16 protein-coding genes are annotated in these 16,169 nt (G+C 64.4%); 14 read left to right on the forward strand and 2 right to left on the reverse strand.

Annotated elements, in window-relative coordinates:
• Nucleotides 1–2: 2 nt before the first annotated feature.
• Nucleotides 3–1,058: an ABC transporter permease gene (locus ACN0RC_RS10545; RefSeq protein ID WP_417511472.1), complete on the reverse strand. Its 1,056-nt coding sequence runs from the start codon at nucleotides 1,056–1,058 to the stop codon at nucleotides 3–5.
• A gap of 179 nt (nucleotides 1,059–1,237) precedes the next feature.
• Here ACN0RC_RS10545 and lepA point away from each other — a divergent pair, with 179 nt between their 5' ends.
• From lepA to leuA, 12 genes are all read left to right on the forward strand, one after another.
• Nucleotides 1,238–3,088 (forward strand): translation elongation factor 4, encoded by a 1,851-nt coding sequence (lepA, locus tag ACN0RC_RS10550; protein ID WP_417511474.1) that lies wholly within the window; start codon nucleotides 1,238–1,240, stop codon nucleotides 3,086–3,088.
• Nucleotides 3,089–3,138: 50 nt separating this feature from the next.
• Nucleotides 3,139–3,792, forward strand: coding sequence for a DUF1990 family protein (locus ACN0RC_RS10555; RefSeq protein WP_417511475.1), 654 nt, complete (start codon nucleotides 3,139–3,141; stop codon nucleotides 3,790–3,792).
• Complete coding sequence (hemW, locus tag ACN0RC_RS10560) at nucleotides 3,792–5,030, forward strand: radical SAM family heme chaperone HemW (protein ID WP_417511476.1); 1,239 nt, start codon at nucleotides 3,792–3,794, stop codon at nucleotides 5,028–5,030. The genes ACN0RC_RS10555 and hemW overlap by 1 nt, the downstream gene beginning before the upstream one ends.
• Nucleotides 5,031–5,087: 57 nt before the next feature.
• Nucleotides 5,088–6,122: a heat-inducible transcriptional repressor HrcA gene (hrcA, locus tag ACN0RC_RS10565; RefSeq protein WP_417511690.1), complete on the forward strand. Its 1,035-nt coding sequence runs from the start codon at nucleotides 5,088–5,090 to the stop codon at nucleotides 6,120–6,122.
• A gap of 40 nt (nucleotides 6,123–6,162) precedes the next feature.
• Complete coding sequence (gene dnaJ, locus ACN0RC_RS10570) at nucleotides 6,163–7,278, forward strand: molecular chaperone DnaJ (RefSeq protein ID WP_417511478.1); 1,116 nt, start codon at nucleotides 6,163–6,165, stop codon at nucleotides 7,276–7,278.
• Between the two features lies 1 nt (nucleotide 7,279).
• Nucleotides 7,280–8,017, forward strand: coding sequence for a 16S rRNA (uracil(1498)-N(3))-methyltransferase (locus tag ACN0RC_RS10575; RefSeq protein WP_417511692.1), 738 nt, complete (start codon nucleotides 7,280–7,282; stop codon nucleotides 8,015–8,017).
• Nucleotides 8,018–8,039: 22 nt separating this feature from the next.
• Nucleotides 8,040–8,387, forward strand: a complete 348-nt coding sequence (locus ACN0RC_RS10580; RefSeq protein ID WP_417511479.1) for an HIT domain-containing protein — start codon at nucleotides 8,040–8,042, stop codon at nucleotides 8,385–8,387.
• Nucleotides 8,388–8,439: 52 nt separating this feature from the next.
• Nucleotides 8,440–9,468, forward strand: a complete 1,029-nt coding sequence (locus tag ACN0RC_RS10585) for a PhoH family protein (protein ID WP_417511694.1) — start codon at nucleotides 8,440–8,442, stop codon at nucleotides 9,466–9,468.
• Nucleotides 9,462–9,923 carry an rRNA maturation RNase YbeY gene (gene ybeY, locus ACN0RC_RS10590; protein WP_417511696.1) on the forward strand — a complete coding sequence of 154 codons (462 nt, stop codon included), beginning with the start codon at nucleotides 9,462–9,464 and terminating at the stop codon, nucleotides 9,921–9,923. The genes ACN0RC_RS10585 and ybeY overlap by 7 nt, the downstream gene beginning before the upstream one ends.
• The gene (locus ACN0RC_RS10595) at nucleotides 9,920–11,197 is read left to right on the forward strand and encodes a hemolysin family protein (RefSeq protein WP_417511481.1); all 1,278 of its coding nucleotides are present in this window, start codon (nucleotides 9,920–9,922) and stop codon (nucleotides 11,195–11,197) included. The genes ybeY and ACN0RC_RS10595 overlap by 4 nt, the downstream gene beginning before the upstream one ends.
• Complete coding sequence (gene era, locus ACN0RC_RS10600; protein ID WP_417511483.1) at nucleotides 11,190–12,086, forward strand: GTPase Era; 897 nt, start codon at nucleotides 11,190–11,192, stop codon at nucleotides 12,084–12,086. The genes ACN0RC_RS10595 and era overlap by 8 nt, the downstream gene beginning before the upstream one ends.
• 157 nt (nucleotides 12,087–12,243) lie before the next feature.
• Entirely contained in the window at nucleotides 12,244–13,998 is a 1,755-nt protein-coding gene (gene leuA, locus ACN0RC_RS10605) for a 2-isopropylmalate synthase (RefSeq protein WP_417511485.1), read from the forward strand.
• Between the two features lie 48 nt (nucleotides 13,999–14,046).
• Here leuA and ACN0RC_RS10610 read toward each other — a convergent pair whose 3' ends face one another.
• Nucleotides 14,047–14,556 (reverse strand): tRNA (cytidine(34)-2'-O)-methyltransferase, encoded by a 510-nt coding sequence (locus ACN0RC_RS10610; protein ID WP_417511487.1) that lies wholly within the window; start codon nucleotides 14,554–14,556, stop codon nucleotides 14,047–14,049.
• A gap of 34 nt (nucleotides 14,557–14,590) precedes the next feature.
• Here ACN0RC_RS10610 and recO point away from each other — a divergent pair, with 34 nt between their 5' ends.
• Both recO and ACN0RC_RS10620 read left to right on the forward strand, forming a co-directional pair.
• Nucleotides 14,591–15,334 (forward strand): DNA repair protein RecO, encoded by a 744-nt coding sequence (gene recO, locus ACN0RC_RS10615; protein WP_417511489.1) that lies wholly within the window; start codon nucleotides 14,591–14,593, stop codon nucleotides 15,332–15,334.
• A complete protein-coding gene (locus ACN0RC_RS10620) occupies nucleotides 15,331–16,134 on the forward strand; it encodes an isoprenyl transferase (RefSeq protein WP_417511491.1) in 804 nt (267 codons plus the stop codon). The genes recO and ACN0RC_RS10620 overlap by 4 nt, the downstream gene beginning before the upstream one ends.
• Nucleotides 16,135–16,169: the final 35 nt, after the last annotated feature.

Consider the following 16,169-nt stretch of genomic DNA (forward strand, 5'->3'; position numbering starts at 1 on the left):
GGTCAGCTCACCCGCACTCTCGGGTCGAGGGCGACGACCGCGACATCAGAGAGGATCGCCCCGATCGCGGTGAGGAGTCCGGCGAAGGCCGCCGTGGCGACGACGCCGTTGATGTCGCTCTTGTTGATGGTCTCGAGGAAGTACTTGCCCATACCGTTCCAGGCGAAGATGATCTCGGTCAGGATCGCGCCGGTGAACACTCCGGGGATGCTGAAGGCGACCTGGGTCGCGACGGGGATGAGTGAGGTGCGCAGCGCGTGCTTGCGAATGGCCTGCTGCTTGGTGAGGCCCTTGGCGCGAGCGGTGCGCACGTAGTCGGCGTTGATGTTGTCGAGCAGCAGTGAACGCTGCAGGAAGTGCGTGCCGGCGTATCCGACGATCACCAGCGCGATCGTGGGCAGAGTCAGGTGTTGGAGTTTGTCTATCAGCACGGGGAAGAAGCCTTCGACGCCCTTGCTGGCGGCTCCCGTGACGTAGAAGATGCGCGTGCCGACGAGGTTGTTCAGGCCGATCGCCAGCAGCACGATACCGAGGGCCGCCACGATGATGTTGATGTTCATCGTGATGATCGAGGTCGCCTGGCCGATGCGGTCCGCGAGCTTGTACTGACGCGATGCGGTGTACACGCCCAGTCCGATGCCGAGCACGGTCATGAGGATCGTGGCTCCCAGCACCAGCTCGGCGCTGACCCACATGCGGTAGCCGATCTGCTCGTTGACTGATCCTCCGGTGGGGCTCACGCCCCAGTCCCAGCGGAACAGGATCGAGCTGAACCAGTTCCACCACCTCTCCCAGATCGGCACGGTGTCGCTGAGGTTGCGTGGTTCGAGGAGGTTGACGATCTGCTCTTCACTGAGCGGAGGTCGTCGACCGACGAAATTGTTCCTCGGGTTGAGGAAGCCCCAGGCGAGGAAGAACGTGATGTTTGTGGCGATCACGATCATCATCAGCCAGCCGAGGGTGCGGCGCAGGAGATACTTGATCAAGATGGTGTCTTTCTCTTTGCAGGCGCGCTCGGGATCGACCGACGCAACGCTGAGTCGGATGTATTCAAACACCTCAGACTCGATTGTGCGACCGATCCTATGCGACTGGCACGGAGTCGGGCTGCAGCTGAAACTCGATGTCATCAAGCTGTACAGGGCAACCTCGCGAGAATATCACCGCTATCACTGAAACGGACATCTCGAGCGCGCGAATCGAGCATCCTGAGCCCCTCACGTAGACTGTCGAAGACATGTCACCACGCGCTCTCACTCCGCTCTCGCCTGCCGCGACGCCGCCCTCGCAGATCCGAAACTTCTGCATCATCGCTCACATCGATCACGGAAAGTCGACCCTCGCGGACCGCATGCTCCAGATCACCGGTGTGGTGTCGGATCGCGACATGCGCGCGCAGTATCTCGACCGTATGGATATCGAGCGCGAGCGGGGCATCACGATCAAGAGCCAGGCAGTGCGGATGCCGTGGGCAGGGCAGGACGAGACCGTCGCGCTGAACATGATCGATACGCCCGGTCACGTCGACTTCACCTACGAGGTTTCGCGTTCTCTTGCGGCCTGTGAGGGTGCCATTCTGCTGGTCGACGCTGCGCAGGGCATCGAAGCGCAGACGCTGGCGAACCTCTACCTCGCGCTCGAGAACGATCTGCACATCATTCCGGTGCTGAACAAGATCGACCTCCCCGCGGCAGACCCCGATCGATTCGCCAAGGAGCTTGCCGACCTCATCGGGGGCAAGCCCGAAGACGTGCTGCGCGTGTCCGGAAAGACCGGGCAGGGCGTAGAAGAGCTGCTCGACCGCATCGTCGCCGATATCCCGGCTCCGGTGGGGAACGCGGATGCCCCGGCCCGAGCTATGATCTTCGACTCGGTGTACGACTCCTATCGCGGCGTCGTCACTTACGTGCGGATGGTCGACGGCAATCTCTCGCCGCGCGAGCGGATCCAGATGATGTCGACCAATGCCAACCACGAGCTGCTCGAGATCGGCGTGTCGAGTCCTGAGCCGATCCCCTCGAAGGGGCTCGGCGTCGGTGAGGTCGGCTACCTGATCACCGGCGTGAAGGACGTGCGCCAGTCGAAGGTCGGAGATACGGTCACGACCTCGCGCGCACCGGCAACACAAGCGCTGCCCGGCTACACCGACCCCAAGCCGATGGTCTTCTCCGGCGTCTACCCGATCGACGGCAGCGACTACGCAGACCTGCGTGAGGCGCTTGACAAGCTCAAGCTCTCAGATGCTTCGCTGCAGTACGAGCCCGAGACCTCGGTTGCCCTCGGTTTCGGATTCCGCTGCGGGTTCCTGGGCCTCCTGCACCTGGAGATCATCACCGAACGACTCAGCCGTGAATTCGGTCTCGACCTGATCACCACGGCGCCCAGCGTGATCTACGAGGTCACCACTGACACCGGTGAGACCATCGTCGTCACCAACCCGAGCGAGTACCCGGACGGGCGAGTCGCCTCCGTTGCTGAGCCGATGGTGAAAACAGCGATCCTGCTGCCCAAGGACTATGTCGGAACCGTGATGGAACTGTGCCAGTCTCGTCGCGGGGCCCTCCTGGGCATGGAGTACTTCAGCGAGGAGCGCGTCGAGCTCCGTTACATGATGCCCCTCGGTGAGATCGTGTTCGACTTCTTCGATCACCTCAAGTCCAAGACGCAGGGCTACGCGAGCCTCGACTACGAGCCCGCAGGGCAGCAGACCGCAGACCTGGTGAAGGTCGACGTGCTGCTGCAGGGTGACAAGGTCGACGCGTTCAGCGCCATCGTCCACCGCGACAAGGCGTACGCGTACGGCACGCTCATGACCGAGCGGCTTCGCAAGCTCATCCCTCGTCAGAACTTCGAGGTTCCGATCCAGGCGGCCATCGGTGCCCGGATCATTGCCCGCGAGACGATCCGCGCTCTGCGCAAGGACGTGCTCGCCAAGTGCTACGGCGGTGACATCAGCCGTAAGCGCAAACTGCTCGAGAAGCAGAAGGAAGGCAAGAAGCGCATGAAGATGGTGGGCCGCGTCGAGGTTCCGCAGGAGGCGTTCATCGCTGCGCTCTCCGGCGACGTCGAGACCAAGGACAAGAAGTAACGGATCCCGACCGCGGGATTCCCTCAGGTAACACAAGTAGTCTGGATCTCATGCGGCGCGGGACATTCCGAGACGGCACGGTGGACTATGCGGCCGTGGGAGCAACCCACGCCCCCGATCTCATGCAGTATCCGCCGGAGCGAAGCATCCCGGCCGAGGAGACCTGGCGCCTGGGCAGTGGCGAGGACCGCTTCCGCACTGCGGGAGATTCGCTTCTGTCATGGACAGCGCAACGTGCAGCGGGGCTGAGCGTCGAAGACGTGCGCCCGGCATCCGGTCCGGCATACGCCGGTGTCAGCTTCGATGCTGAAGGAAACCCGGTCGCGCCGGTGAAGCGCGAAGTCGAGCAGCGATTCGACGCTGAGGGCACGCCGTTCGCGGGCCCCGGGATGACTCTTCGGCTGCACGGACGCGTCGCAGGCATGAGCGCAGACGCGCAGTTGCGCGTGATCTCGGTCACCGAGGACCCGCGGTGCATCAGCCTGGTGCTCGGCACCGTCGATGGCTCTGTGGTCAGCGGCGAGGAGCTGTTCCAGATCGACTGGCATGAGGAGACCGACGAGGTCTGGTTCACGGTGCGAGCGTTCGACGCTCCCACGTCCGTGCTCTATCGCTTCATTCCTGGTCTTGTGAAACGGCGCCGCAAAGAGCTCTTCGCCCGCTACCTGCGTGCGATCTCGCCGCTGTATGCGACGCCGCTCTGATGGCGGGTCCTCTTCCGATCGGTGACCCAGCGCCTGTCGACGGCCGCCTGCCCGCAGATCTGCCTATTGATCTGAGCGTGCCGTTCTCGGCATATCTGCATGTGCCGTTCTGCCGCGTCCGCTGTGGATACTGCGACTTCAACACCTATACGTCGAGTGAGCTGCGCGGCGCCCGGCAGGATGAGTACGCCGACACACTCCTCGCAGAGATCTCGTTGGCGCGCCGCGTCCTTGCAGAGGCGGGCGCTCTGCGCCCGATGGACACGGTCTTCTTCGGCGGGGGGACTCCGACGCTGCTTCCGGCCGGCGACCTCGCGAAGATGCTGGATGCCGCAGCATCCGCGTTCGGAATCGCGGACGGCGCTGAGGTGACCGTAGAAGCGAACCCCGACACCGTGACGCCCGACGTGGTGCGCACCCTGGTGGATGCCGGGGTGACCAGGCTCTCGATCGGAATGCAGTCCGCGGTTCCGCACGTGCTTGCTGCCCTTGACCGCACTCATCAGCCAGAGAACGTGCGCACCGCGGTGGATGCGGCGAAGGATGCCGGGCTCGCGGTCAGCGTCGATCTGATTTACGGCGCACCCGGTGAGTCGCTGGCCGATTGGGAAGCATCCCTCGACGAGGCCATTGCGCTGGGCTCCGACCACATCTCTGCCTATGCGCTGATCATCGAAGACGGCACGAAGCTCGCGCGGCAGATCCGCCGCGGCGAGGTCGCAGCTCCGGACGACGATCTCCAGGCAGATATGTACGAGCTCGTCGATGCGCGGCTCGCTGATGCGGGATTCGAATGGTACGAAGTGAGCAACTGGGCGCGCCCTTCGACGGGCTCAGGGACCGAATCGGACAATCGATCCCGGCACAACCTCGCGTACTGGCGGGGGAGTGACTGGTGGGGCTTCGGCCCCGGCGCCCACAGCCACGTCGCAGGACTGCGCTGGTGGAACGTGAAGCATCCGGCGGCGTACGCGCAGCGGCTCGCGGCATCCGAATCTCCTGCGGCAGGAACCGAGCGTCCAGACCCGCAATCGCATCTTCTCGAACGCGTGCTTCTTGAGACAAGGCTCTCTGATGGCATGGCGATCTCCGACCTTCCTGAGGGCAACCGGACGGGTGTGGCAGGGCTCATCGCTGATGGTCTCGTCGACGCCGCGAGCGCCTTCGCCGGGCGGATCCGGCTGACTCTCAAGGGTCGCCTGCTTGCCGATGCTGTCGTGCGCGAGCTGACTGATTAGCCGAGCGGGTAGAATTGGCACTCTTAGCGTGTGAGTGCCAGCAGAGAGGAGCGCATGATGGTCAGTGAACGTGGACTTCAGGTGCTCCGTGCGATCGTGCAGGACTACGTCGAGACGCATGAGCCCGTCGGTAGCAAGTCGATCGTCGATCGGCACTCTTTCGGAGTCTCGGCGGCGACGATCCGCAATGACATGGCGCTCCTCGAAGACGAGGAGCTCATCGCTGCACCGCACACGTCATCGGGTCGCGTCCCCACCGACAAGGGCTACCGCGTCTTCGTCAACCACCTCGCCCAGCTGCGTCCGCTTTCGGGTGCTCAGCGCGGTGCGATCGAGTCATTCCTGACAGAGCCCGCTGATCTCGATGACCTGATGGCTCGCACCGTGCGGGTGCTCACTCAGCTCACCGGCCAGGTCGCACTTGCGCAGTACCCCTCTTTCGCCCGCGCCCACCTGACACACATCGAACTGGTGCCGCTTGCGCCCAATCGCCTTCTCGTCGTGCTCGTGACCGATGCCGGCGGCGTATCGCAGCGGATCGCCGGACTGCCTGTCGATCTCGATGACTCCGACGTGGCGGTGCTGCGCGCACGGCTTTCCGCGCTGCTCACCGCTCAGACGGTGCGCGAGGCGACCGACAGAGTGCAGACGCTTCTCGGTGACAACACGGGCACCAACACCGACAAGGCGCTCCAGCAGCTGGCCATCATCATCGGCGAAGAACTGGCGGAGTTCCGCCAGGAGAAGCTGGTCATGGCGGGGGCGGCGACTCTCGCTCGTCGGGAACAGGACTTCCGCGGCAGCATCCACCCGCTCCTCGAGGCCATCGAGGAACAGGTGACGCTGCTGCGTCTGATGAGCGAGATGGTGCCAGACGAACACGGCCTTGCGGCCAGCATCGGCGCGGAGAACGAGCCGTTCGGGCTTCCGGAGGCATCGATCGTGGCGAGCAACTACCTGGCACCGGGTGGAACGGCGCGCGTCGGTGTCATGGGGCCGACGCGGATGGACTATCCGAGCAATCTCGCGGCGGCACGGGCGGTTGCCCGGTATCTGTCGCGACTGCTCGACGAAGACGAAGCGGGCCGCTGAGCGGCGCGCGACAACAGCACGCAGACGCAGGAAGGTGATTGTGGCGGACCACTATGAGGTTCTCGGAGTGTCACGGGACGCATCGACGGACGAGATCAAGAAGGCGTACCGAAAGCTGGCACGTCAGCTGCACCCCGATGTGAATCCAGGGGATGATGCGGCCGAGCGGTTCAAGCTCGTCACGCATGCCTACGACGTACTCAGCGACGACGATTCCCGACGACGCTACGACATGGGCGGCGGAGACAGCGCAAGCGGCGGCGACTTCGGCGGGTTCGGTGGCTTCGGCGACATCTTCGAGACGTTCTTCGGCGCGTCGCAGGGCGGCGGCCGCGGCGGTCGCCCCCGCTCACGCAAAGAACGCGGCCAAGACGCGCTCGTGCGTGTCACTCTCGATCTCGGCGACGTCATCTTCGGTGCGCACCGTGACATCGAGGTCGACACCGCAGTGCTCTGCGAGACCTGTCAGGGCTCGTGCACACAGCCGGGTACGCAGCCGGTCACGTGCGACATCTGCCATGGCACCGGTCACGTGCAGCGCCAGGTGCGGAGCCTGCTCGGCAATGTCGTCACCTCTGCGCCGTGCGGAAGCTGCCAGGGCTACGGTACGGTCATCCCGCACCCGTGCGGAACGTGCAGCGGACAGGGGCGTGTGCGCTCACGTCGGACTGTTGCACTGGACATTCCGGCCGGCGTCGAGACGGGACTGCGTCTGCAGCTGCCCGGATCCGGCGAGGTCGGTCAGGCTGGTGGCCCGAACGGCGACCTGTACATCGAGGTCACGGTCTCTCCTCACGCGGCGTTCAGCCGTGATGGCGACGATCTGCTGGCAACGCTCGAGGTATCGATGGCCGATGCCATTCTCGGCACCGAGACCTCGATCGACGGACTCGACGGCAAGGTCGATCTGGAGATCCGACCCGGCGTGCAGTCCGGCGACGTGCTGACCATCAAGGGTCGCGGCATCACTCCTCTGCGGGGCACCCAGCGCGGAGATCTTCGGGTGGGGGTGCAGGTCGTGACACCCACGAAGCTCGACTCCGCGCAGCGCGCGCTCATCGAGGACTTCGCCAAGAAGCAGAAGGCACCTGACCCGCAGCTGGCGCAGTTCCAGCAGGGGCTGTTCTCCAAGCTGCGTGACCGATTCCGGCACTGATATGGCACTGCACTTTCTCGTAGACGGATCGTCCGATGCCGGCATCGGCGACATCGTCTCGCTTTCGGGTGCGGAAGCCAAACACGCAGCTGTGGTCCGCCGCGTGCGCGTGGGTGAGTCGGTGACCATCGGAGACGGTCGCGGCAGATGGCTTGAGGGTACGGTGCGGGATGTGTCGGCCTCTCGCGTGGATGTCACCATCACCGCGCGTGCCGTTGTGGATGCTCCGGATGTGCGCCTCGTCCTCGTGCAGGCGCTTGCCAAAGGTGATCGTGACGAGCTCGCTGTACAGGCGGCCTGCGAACTCGGCGTCGATGAGGTGATTCCGTGGCAGGCCTCTCGCAGCATCTCGCGCTGGGAGGGTCCGAAAGCGGCCAAGGGCCGAGAGCGCTGGGCGACGATCGTGCGCGAGGCGGCGAAACAGGCACATCGTTCGTGGGTGCCGGGCGTCACCGAGCCACTCACGACCGGGCAGCTGGCAGAGTTCGCAGGCCAAACCCGGATGCTTGTGCTCGATCCGACCGCGACGGTACGGCTCTCGGAGATCACTGTCGCCCCCGACGCGCAGCAGGACATCGCTCTCGTCGTGGGTCCAGAGGGCGGGATCAGCCCTGAGGAGCTCGCGAAGCTGGAAGCAGCTGGCGCTGAGCGCGTGCGTCTGGGAGACACGGTGCTTCGCACGTCGACCGCCGGGCCCGCCGCGATCGCCGTACTGTCGGTGGCTCTGGGCCGCTGGTGAGGGTGCCGCATAGAATGAGTGCATGAGCGAACCATCGATCTTCACGCGCATCCTCAATGGAGAGATTCCTGGGGACATCGTGGTCGAGACCGAAAAGGTCTTCGCGATCCGCGATATCAACCCGCAGGCTCCGCTGCATATGCTCGTCATTCCGAAGACAGAGCAGTATCGCGATGTCACGGATCTCGCCGCCGGTGACCCCGCGCTCTTGGCCGACATGGTCGCCGTCGCGAAGCAGATCGCCGACGAGCACGCGAACGGCGAGTATCGTCTGATCTTCAACAACGGACCCAGCGCTGCGCAGTCCGTCTTCCACGTGCACGCTCACGTGCTCGGCAATTTCGAGGAGAACAAACTCGTTGGCTTCTGACGAATCGAACACCCCGCCTGTGGCAGAGCGCATCTACGCCGACGGCGTCGCCATGGTGCAATTGCTCGGCCCACAGGACCGGCTGCTCCGCATGCTTGAGAAGCAGCATCCGGATGTCGAGGTGCACGTGCGCGGCAACGAGATCACGCTCAGCGGAGATGCGGGCCCCGTCGCTGCGGCGAAGGCCCTGGTGGATGAGCTGATCATGATCACCCGCGAGGGGGCAGACCTCGTTCCTTCTGACGTCGAGACATCGGCCAGGCTCATGCGCAACGAGACGGGGCCGCGTCCGAGCGAAGTGCTCGGTGAGGCTATTCTCACAACGCGCGGCAAGGTCATCCGTCCGAAGACGGCGGGCCAGAAGGAGTACGTCGACGCGATCGAAGAGAACACGATCGTGTTCGGTATCGGTCCCGCAGGAACCGGCAAGACTTACCTTGCGATGGCAAAGGCCGTCCAGGCGCTGCAACGCAAAGAAGTCACTCGCATCATTCTCACCCGTCCCGCGGTGGAGGCAGGCGAACGGCTCGGCTTCCTGCCGGGCACACTGACCGACAAGATCGATCCGTACCTGCGTCCGCTGTACGACGCGCTGAACGAGATGATGGACCCGGAGATCGTGCCTCGCCTGATGGCGACGGGAACGATCGAGGTCGCCCCGCTCGCGTACATGCGCGGGCGCACCCTCAACGACTCGTTCGTCGTGCTCGACGAAGCACAGAACACCACGCCCGAGCAGATGAAGATGTTCCTCACGCGCCTCGGGTTCGGTACGAAGATGGTCGTCACCGGCGACATCACGCAGGTCGATCTTCCGCAGGGAGCATCCGGACTGCGCCTTGTCACACGCGTGCTCGACGAGATCGACGACATCCATTTCAGCCGGCTCACCAGTGACGATGTCGTGCGCCACTCGCTCGTCGGTCGCATCGTCGACGCGTACAGCGAGTATGACGAGCAGCGCACCGCGGCACGGCATGAACGTGAGCAGGCGCATGAATTCGCCAATCGCGCAGATCGGCGTGCGACTCCGCGCCCCGGACCCCGCGATCGCCAGCCCAGACGAGGACACTCATCATGATCGAGATCAACAACGAGTCGGCTATCGAGGTCGATGAGACGGTTCTGCAGCGCCTCACCGATTTCAATCTCGCGCAGCTGCACGTCAGTGCGGATGCTGAGGTCGCGATCGTCCTCGTCGACGAGGGTGCCATGGAGGCTCTACACGTTCAGTGGATGGACGAACCCGGCCCCACCGACGTGCTGAGCTTCCCGATGGACGAGCTGCGCCCAGGCACGGAGGACCGCCCCACCGCTCCCGGCCTTCTCGGCGACATCGTGCTGTGCCCGCAGGTTGCGGAGGCCCAGGCCCAGACGGCCGGCCACACTCTGATGGATGAACTCATCCTTCTCACAACTCACGGGCTTCTGCACCTGCTCGGGTTCGACCATGCTGAGCCCGACGAGGAGCGTGAGATGTTCGGTCTGCAGAAGGAGCTCATTGCGGGTTTCGCGCGCGCTGAACGCAGCCGATGACCGAGATCCTCTTCCTGATCGCCGCAGTACTGCTGGTGGCGTTCGGCGGTCTTATGGCCGCCATAGATGCGGCATATGGGGTGACCTCGCGCGCCGATCTCGATGAGATGGCACTCGAAGGACGCCACTCTGTCGCGCTCAGTCGGATCGCGGACGACCTCGACGCTCACGTGAACGCCGTCTCATTCATCCGAGTGCTCGTCGAAGTGACCGCGGCAGTGCTCGTCACTGCGGCGTTCACGATCATGTTCGAGAACGTGTGGTGGGCGATGCTCGCCGCTGCGGTGCTGATGACGGGAATCACGTTCGTCCTCGTCGGTGCCAGCCCCCGGACTTTCGGGCGGCAGCGGTCGGAGACGATGGTTCGCCGGACGGCGTCGATCGTCCGTGGTCTGCGCGTCATCCTCGGGCCGGTGGCCCAGGGCCTCGTGGTGCTGAGCGACAAGGTGACTCCTGGCGCCGGCCGCAGCTCGTTCACGAGCGAGGATCAGCTGCTGAGCATGGTCGATGAGGCAGCATCCAACGACCTCATCGAAGAAGACGATCGCGACCTCATCCACTCGGTCTTCGATTTCACGGACCAGTTCGTGCGCGCCGTCATGGTGCCCCGCACCGACATGGTCACCGTTGATGCCGCGGCCGCCACTGATGAGGCGATGTCGCTGTTTCTGCAGCGCGGGGTGTCGCGGATGCCGGTGGTCGATGACGACGCGGACGATGTGGTGGGTGTCCTCTACCTCAAGGATCTTGTCCAGTTCGCTTATCGCGATGACACTGCATGGCGGACGGCGTCTATTCGCCCGATCGCCAGGCCCGCGACGTTCGTACCGGAATCCATGCGCGCGGAGACCCTGCTTCAGCAGATGAAGCGCGACGCCGTGCACGTCTGCCTCGTCATCGACGAGCACGGTGGCATCTCCGGTCTCGTCACCCTCGAAGACCTCATCGAAGAGCTCGTCGGTGAGATATCGGACGAGTACGATCGCGCTGCGGCAGAGATCGTGGAGCTCGGCCCGAACCAGTACCGCGTCAGCGCGAGACTGTCGCTGGACGATGTCGGCGATCTGTTCGGCATCGAGCTCGAGGATGAAGACGTCGATTCCATCGGCGGTCTTCTCGGCAAGGCAGTGGACCAGATTCCGCAGCCGGGCGTCACCGCCACAATCGATGGACTCGTACTGACCGGAGGCGCATCGCGCGGCCGAGGACGCGGCATCGCAACAGTTTTTGTGGAGCGGGCTACCGCACCAGCAGAGGAGACAGAAGATGACTGAGAACACCCGAAGCGGGTTCGTGACGTTCGTCGGACGCCCCAACGTCGGCAAGTCGACGCTGACGAACGCGCTCGTCGGCGAGAAGATCGCGATCACCAGTGAGAAGCCGCAGACGACCAGACGCGCGATCCGCGGCATCCTGAATCGCCCCGCCGGTCAGCTCGTGATCGTCGACACGCCTGGCATCCACAAGCCTCGGACGCTGCTCGGCGAACGACTCAACGATCTCGTCGAGCAGGTGCTGGGAGATGTCGACGTGATCGGCTTCTGCGTGCCGGCAACCGAGAAGGTCGGTCCTGGCGACCGGCGCATTGCCGCGTCGCTGGATGGATACTCCCGCGCCAAGAAGATCGCGATCGTCACCAAGACTGATGCCGCCACGCGTGACCAGATCACCGAGCGACTCCTGGAGGTCGATTCGCTGCGCGAGGACTGGGCCGCGGTCATCCCGCTCTCGGCACTCACGCGTGAGCAGCTCGATGTGCTCACCGACGAGATGCTGGTGCTCATGCCGGAAGGGCCAGCGCTGTATCCGGATGGCGTTGTCACCGACGAGTCCGTCGAAGATCGCATCGCCGAGATGATTCGCGAAGCAGCGCTCGAGGGCGTGCGCGATGAACTGCCGCACTCCATCGCCGTCGTCGTCGACGATATCGCCCCGCGAGAGGGCACTGACCTCACCGACGTGCACGCTCAGATCGTCGTCGAGCGCGACAGCCAGAAAGCGATCATCATCGGGCGAAAGGGCTCGCGCCTCGCGGATGTCGGAAAGCGCGCGCGCGTCGGGATCGAAGAGCTTCTCGGCACCAGAGTCTTCCTCGGCCTGCACGTCAAGGTCGCCAAGGAGTGGCAGCGCGACCCCAAGCAGCTCGGCCGACTCGGGTTCTGAGAGTTTGGCGAATGTCTGGCGGAGGGGAGTACTATCGGAGCATGCCATTCGGCGGTCTGCTTCTTCTTAGTAGCCGCGACGAGTCCTAAATCCAGGGCCTTCCTCGTCGCGGCGCTTGTGTTGGCCCGATAAATCTGACGAAGAGAAGAAGCCCACCATGCAGAACTCCCAGCGCCCGTCCTCGATGCCGATCCACAAGTATCGGCCCTTCCACGAGCAGATCTCCGTCGATCTCCCGGACCGCACGTGGCCGTCCAAGCGCATCACTGAAGCCCCCCGCTGGTGCGCCGTCGACCTGCGCGATGGCAACCAGGCCCTCATCGACCCGATGTCACCCGAGCGCAAGCGCGTCATGTTCGAGCTGCTCGTCAGCATGGGCTACAAGGAGATCGAGGTCGGATTCCCCTCGGCCAGCCAGACGGACTTCGATTTCGTCCGTCAGCTGATCGAAGAGAACCTCATCCCTGACGACGTCACGATCCAGGTGCTGACCCAGGCGCGCGAACACCTGATCGAGCGCACCTATGAGTCGATCAGGGGCGCGAAGCAGGCGATCGTGCACCTGTACAACTCCACGAGCATTCTGCAGCGCGAAGTGGTGTTCCGCTCTGACAAGCAGGGCATCATCGACATCGCACTCGAAGGTGCACGTCTGTGCAAGAAGTACGAGAAGACGGTCCCAGACACCGAGGTGTACTACGAGTACTCGCCCGAGTCGTACACCGGCACCGAGCTGGAATACGCGCTCGACGTCTGCAACCAGGTCATCGAGATCTTCGAACCGACGCCCGACCGCAAGGTCATCATCAACCTGCCGGCCACCGTCGAGATGGCGACGCCGAACGTGTACGCGGACTCGATCGAGTGGATGAGCCGTCGCCTGGCGCACCGCGAGAACGTCATCCTGTCGCTGCACCCGCACAATGACCGCGGCACGGCTGTCGCCGCCGCCGAGCTCGGCTACATGGCGGGTGCTGACCGCATCGAAGGGTGCCTCTTCGGAAACGGTGAGCGCACCGGAAACGTCGACCTCGTAGCCCTGGGCATCAACATGTTCACGCAGGGCATCGACCCACAGATCGACTTCAGTGACATCGACCAGGTCAAGCGCACGGTCGAGTACTGCAATCAGCTGCCGGTTCCTGAGCGCAGCCCGTGGGCCGGCGACCTCGTCTTCACCGCGTTCAGCGGATCGCACCAGGACGCCATCAAGAAGGGCTTCGAGGCGATGGCTGCCCGCGCCGAGGCAGAGGGCAAGACCGTCGACGAGATCGAGTGGGCGGTTCCTTACCTGCCGATCGACCCCAAGGACCTGGGCCGCTCGTACGAAGCGGTCATCCGCGTGAATTCGCAGTCGGGCAAGGGTGGCGTCGCCTACCTGCTGAAGACGGACCACGCGATCGACCTGCCGCGCAAGCTCCAGATCGAGTTCTCGGGGGTCGTGCAGTCGAAGACCGATGCCGAGGGCGGCGAAGTCACTAGCGACCAGATCTGGTCGATCTTCAACGACGAGTACCTGCCGGCGGATGACACCGACGCGAAGTGGGGCCGTTTCGAGCTGCTCGCCACGCAGACGCGCAGCGACATGTCGGGCGAGGTCGTCCTCGATGTGACCGTGCGCGACGGCGACGAGCAGCACGCGGTTACCGGCCAGGGCAACGGTCCCGTCGCCGCCTTCGTCGAGGTTCTGCGTGGCCAGGGCTTCGACATCACGGTGTACGACTACGTCGAGCATGCTCTCAGCGCCGGAGGCGACGCGCAGGCCGCGGCCTACGTCGAGCTGCAGGTGGATGACCAGCGCCTCTGGGGCGTCGGGATCGACGGCGACATCTCGACCGCATCGCTGAAGGCGATCGTCTCGGGAGTCAACCGCGCGATCCGCACGCGGGAACTGCAGCTCGCGACGGTCTGACAGCTGACGCCGCAACGCCCCCTCGGCCATCGGCCGAGGGGGCGTTGCTCATCTCGGCATCAGACCCTGCGGCGGAAGCCACCCCTCGGGCATCGTGGCGTAGCCGTGCTGTCGCCACCCCTCGTACGCCGCAACGGCTGCGGAGTTCGAGAGATTCAGCGACCGGATCTGGTCGAGCATCGGGATGCGCACCGCATCGGTGATGCGCGTGTCGCCGAGCACCTCGTCCGGGAGTCCCGTCGTCTCGGTGCCGAACAGCAGCGTGTCGCCCTGCTCATATGAAACGTCGGAGAACGAACGCTCAGCCCGGCCGGTGAACGCGAACAGGCGTCCGGTGCCGTGCACAGCGACGAAGTCGACCGCGGCATCGAAGTCGGGGTGCACGTAGACCCGTGCGAGGTCGTGGTAGTCGAGCCCGGCGCGGCGCAGGTGCGCGTTGCTGAGCTCGAAGCCGAGAGGCTCCACCAAATGCAGGGCTGCGCCGGTTGCGGCGACCATGCGGATGGCATTGCCGGTGTTGGGCGGAATCAGGGGATTGTGAAACATCACGTGGAACACCCTGACATTCTCTCGCACGGGGGATAATCGAGGGGTGCCCACCTATCGAGACGAAGCGGTGATCCTGCGCACCCACAAGCTCGGTGAGGCGGATCGCATCGTCACCATGCTCTCGCGCCGAAACGGAAAGATCCGTGCGGTAGCGAAGGGCGTGCGCCGCACCTCCTCGAAGTTCGGCTCGAGGCTCGAGCCGTTCATGGTGGCCGATGTTCAGCTCTATCGAGGACGCTCACTCGACATCGTGCAGCAGGCGGAATCGCTCGGGTCGTACGGCAGTGAGATTGCCGCGCACTATGAGCGGTTCACATCTGCCAGCGCCATGGTCGAGACTGCGGATCGTCTGAATGACTCAGAGGCGACGCCGCAGCAGTATCTGCTGCTCGTCGGTGGACTACGAGCGCTCTCGCGAGGCGAGCACGCTGCGCGCAGCATCCTGGACTCCTACCTGCTGAGAGTGATGGCTCTTTCGGGATGGGCGCCGTCACTCGATGATTGCGCACGCTGTGCGGCCCCAGGGCCGCATCGGAGCTTCGTCGTACAGCTGGGTGGAATGGTGTGCGTGAACTGCGCACCTGCGGGCAGCCCGCGCGTGGCAGAGTCGACGATCGCTCTGCTTCGTTCGTTGATCCGCGGTGAGTGGGATGCCGTGGACGCAGCCGCCGCATCCGACACCGCCGCAGCGTCGGGTCTGGTCTCGGCGTACACGCAGTTCCACCTGGAGCGAGGCATCCGCTCGCTCGCCCATGTCTCCGGCCCCGATCGAGAGGGAGTCCGTTGACCCCGAAGCCCTACACGCACAAAGATGCCGTCGCCTATCGGCCGCTGGACTGGACCGGCGTGTACCCGCCGGAGTTTCCGAAGGTGCCGGAGCACGTCGCGATCGTGATGGACGGGAACGGCCGGTGGGCGAATCGCCAGGGCCTCACCCGCATCCAGGGGCACAAGGCAGGCGAAGAGGTGCTGCTCGATGTCGTCGCAGGTGCCATTCAAGCGGGCGTGAAGCACCTGTCGGTCTACGCATTCTCGACAGAGAACTGGGCGCGCTCGCCCGAAGAAGTGCGCTTCCTGATGGGGTACAACCGCGATGTGCTGCATCGCCGCCGCGATCAGCTCAACGAGTGGGGCGTGCGGATCCGTTGGGCAGGGCGAAAGCCCCGCCTGTGGGGATCGGTCATCAAAGAGCTGCAGCGCGCCGAGGAGCTCACGAAAGACAACGACGTGCTGACCCTCACGATGTGCGTAAACTACGGCGGGCGCGTTGAACTCGTCGACGCCGTGCGCAAGCTCGCCGCTGAAGTCGCAGCCGGAAAGCTCAAGCCGAACGCGATCAGCGAGAAGATGATCCGTCGGAATCTCTACGTGCCGGATATGCCTGATGTTGACCTGTTCCTGCGGTCATCGGGGGAGCAGCGCACCTCGAACTTCTTGCTGTGGCAGTCGGCCTATGCCGAGATGGTCTTCCTCGACACGCTCTGGCCCGACTTCTCACGCGAGGAGCTCTGGCGCGCCATCGAGATCTACCTCTCGCGCGACCGACGCTTCGGCGGCGCGGTCGACGCACCGGATGCCGCCAGCTGAAGCTGTTGCTGCGGAATACTGACCGTCGTCGACGC

It is taken from the genome of Microbacterium sp. (assembly GCF_048259935.1).
Lineage (GTDB): Bacteria > Actinomycetota > Actinomycetes > Actinomycetales > Microbacteriaceae > Microbacterium.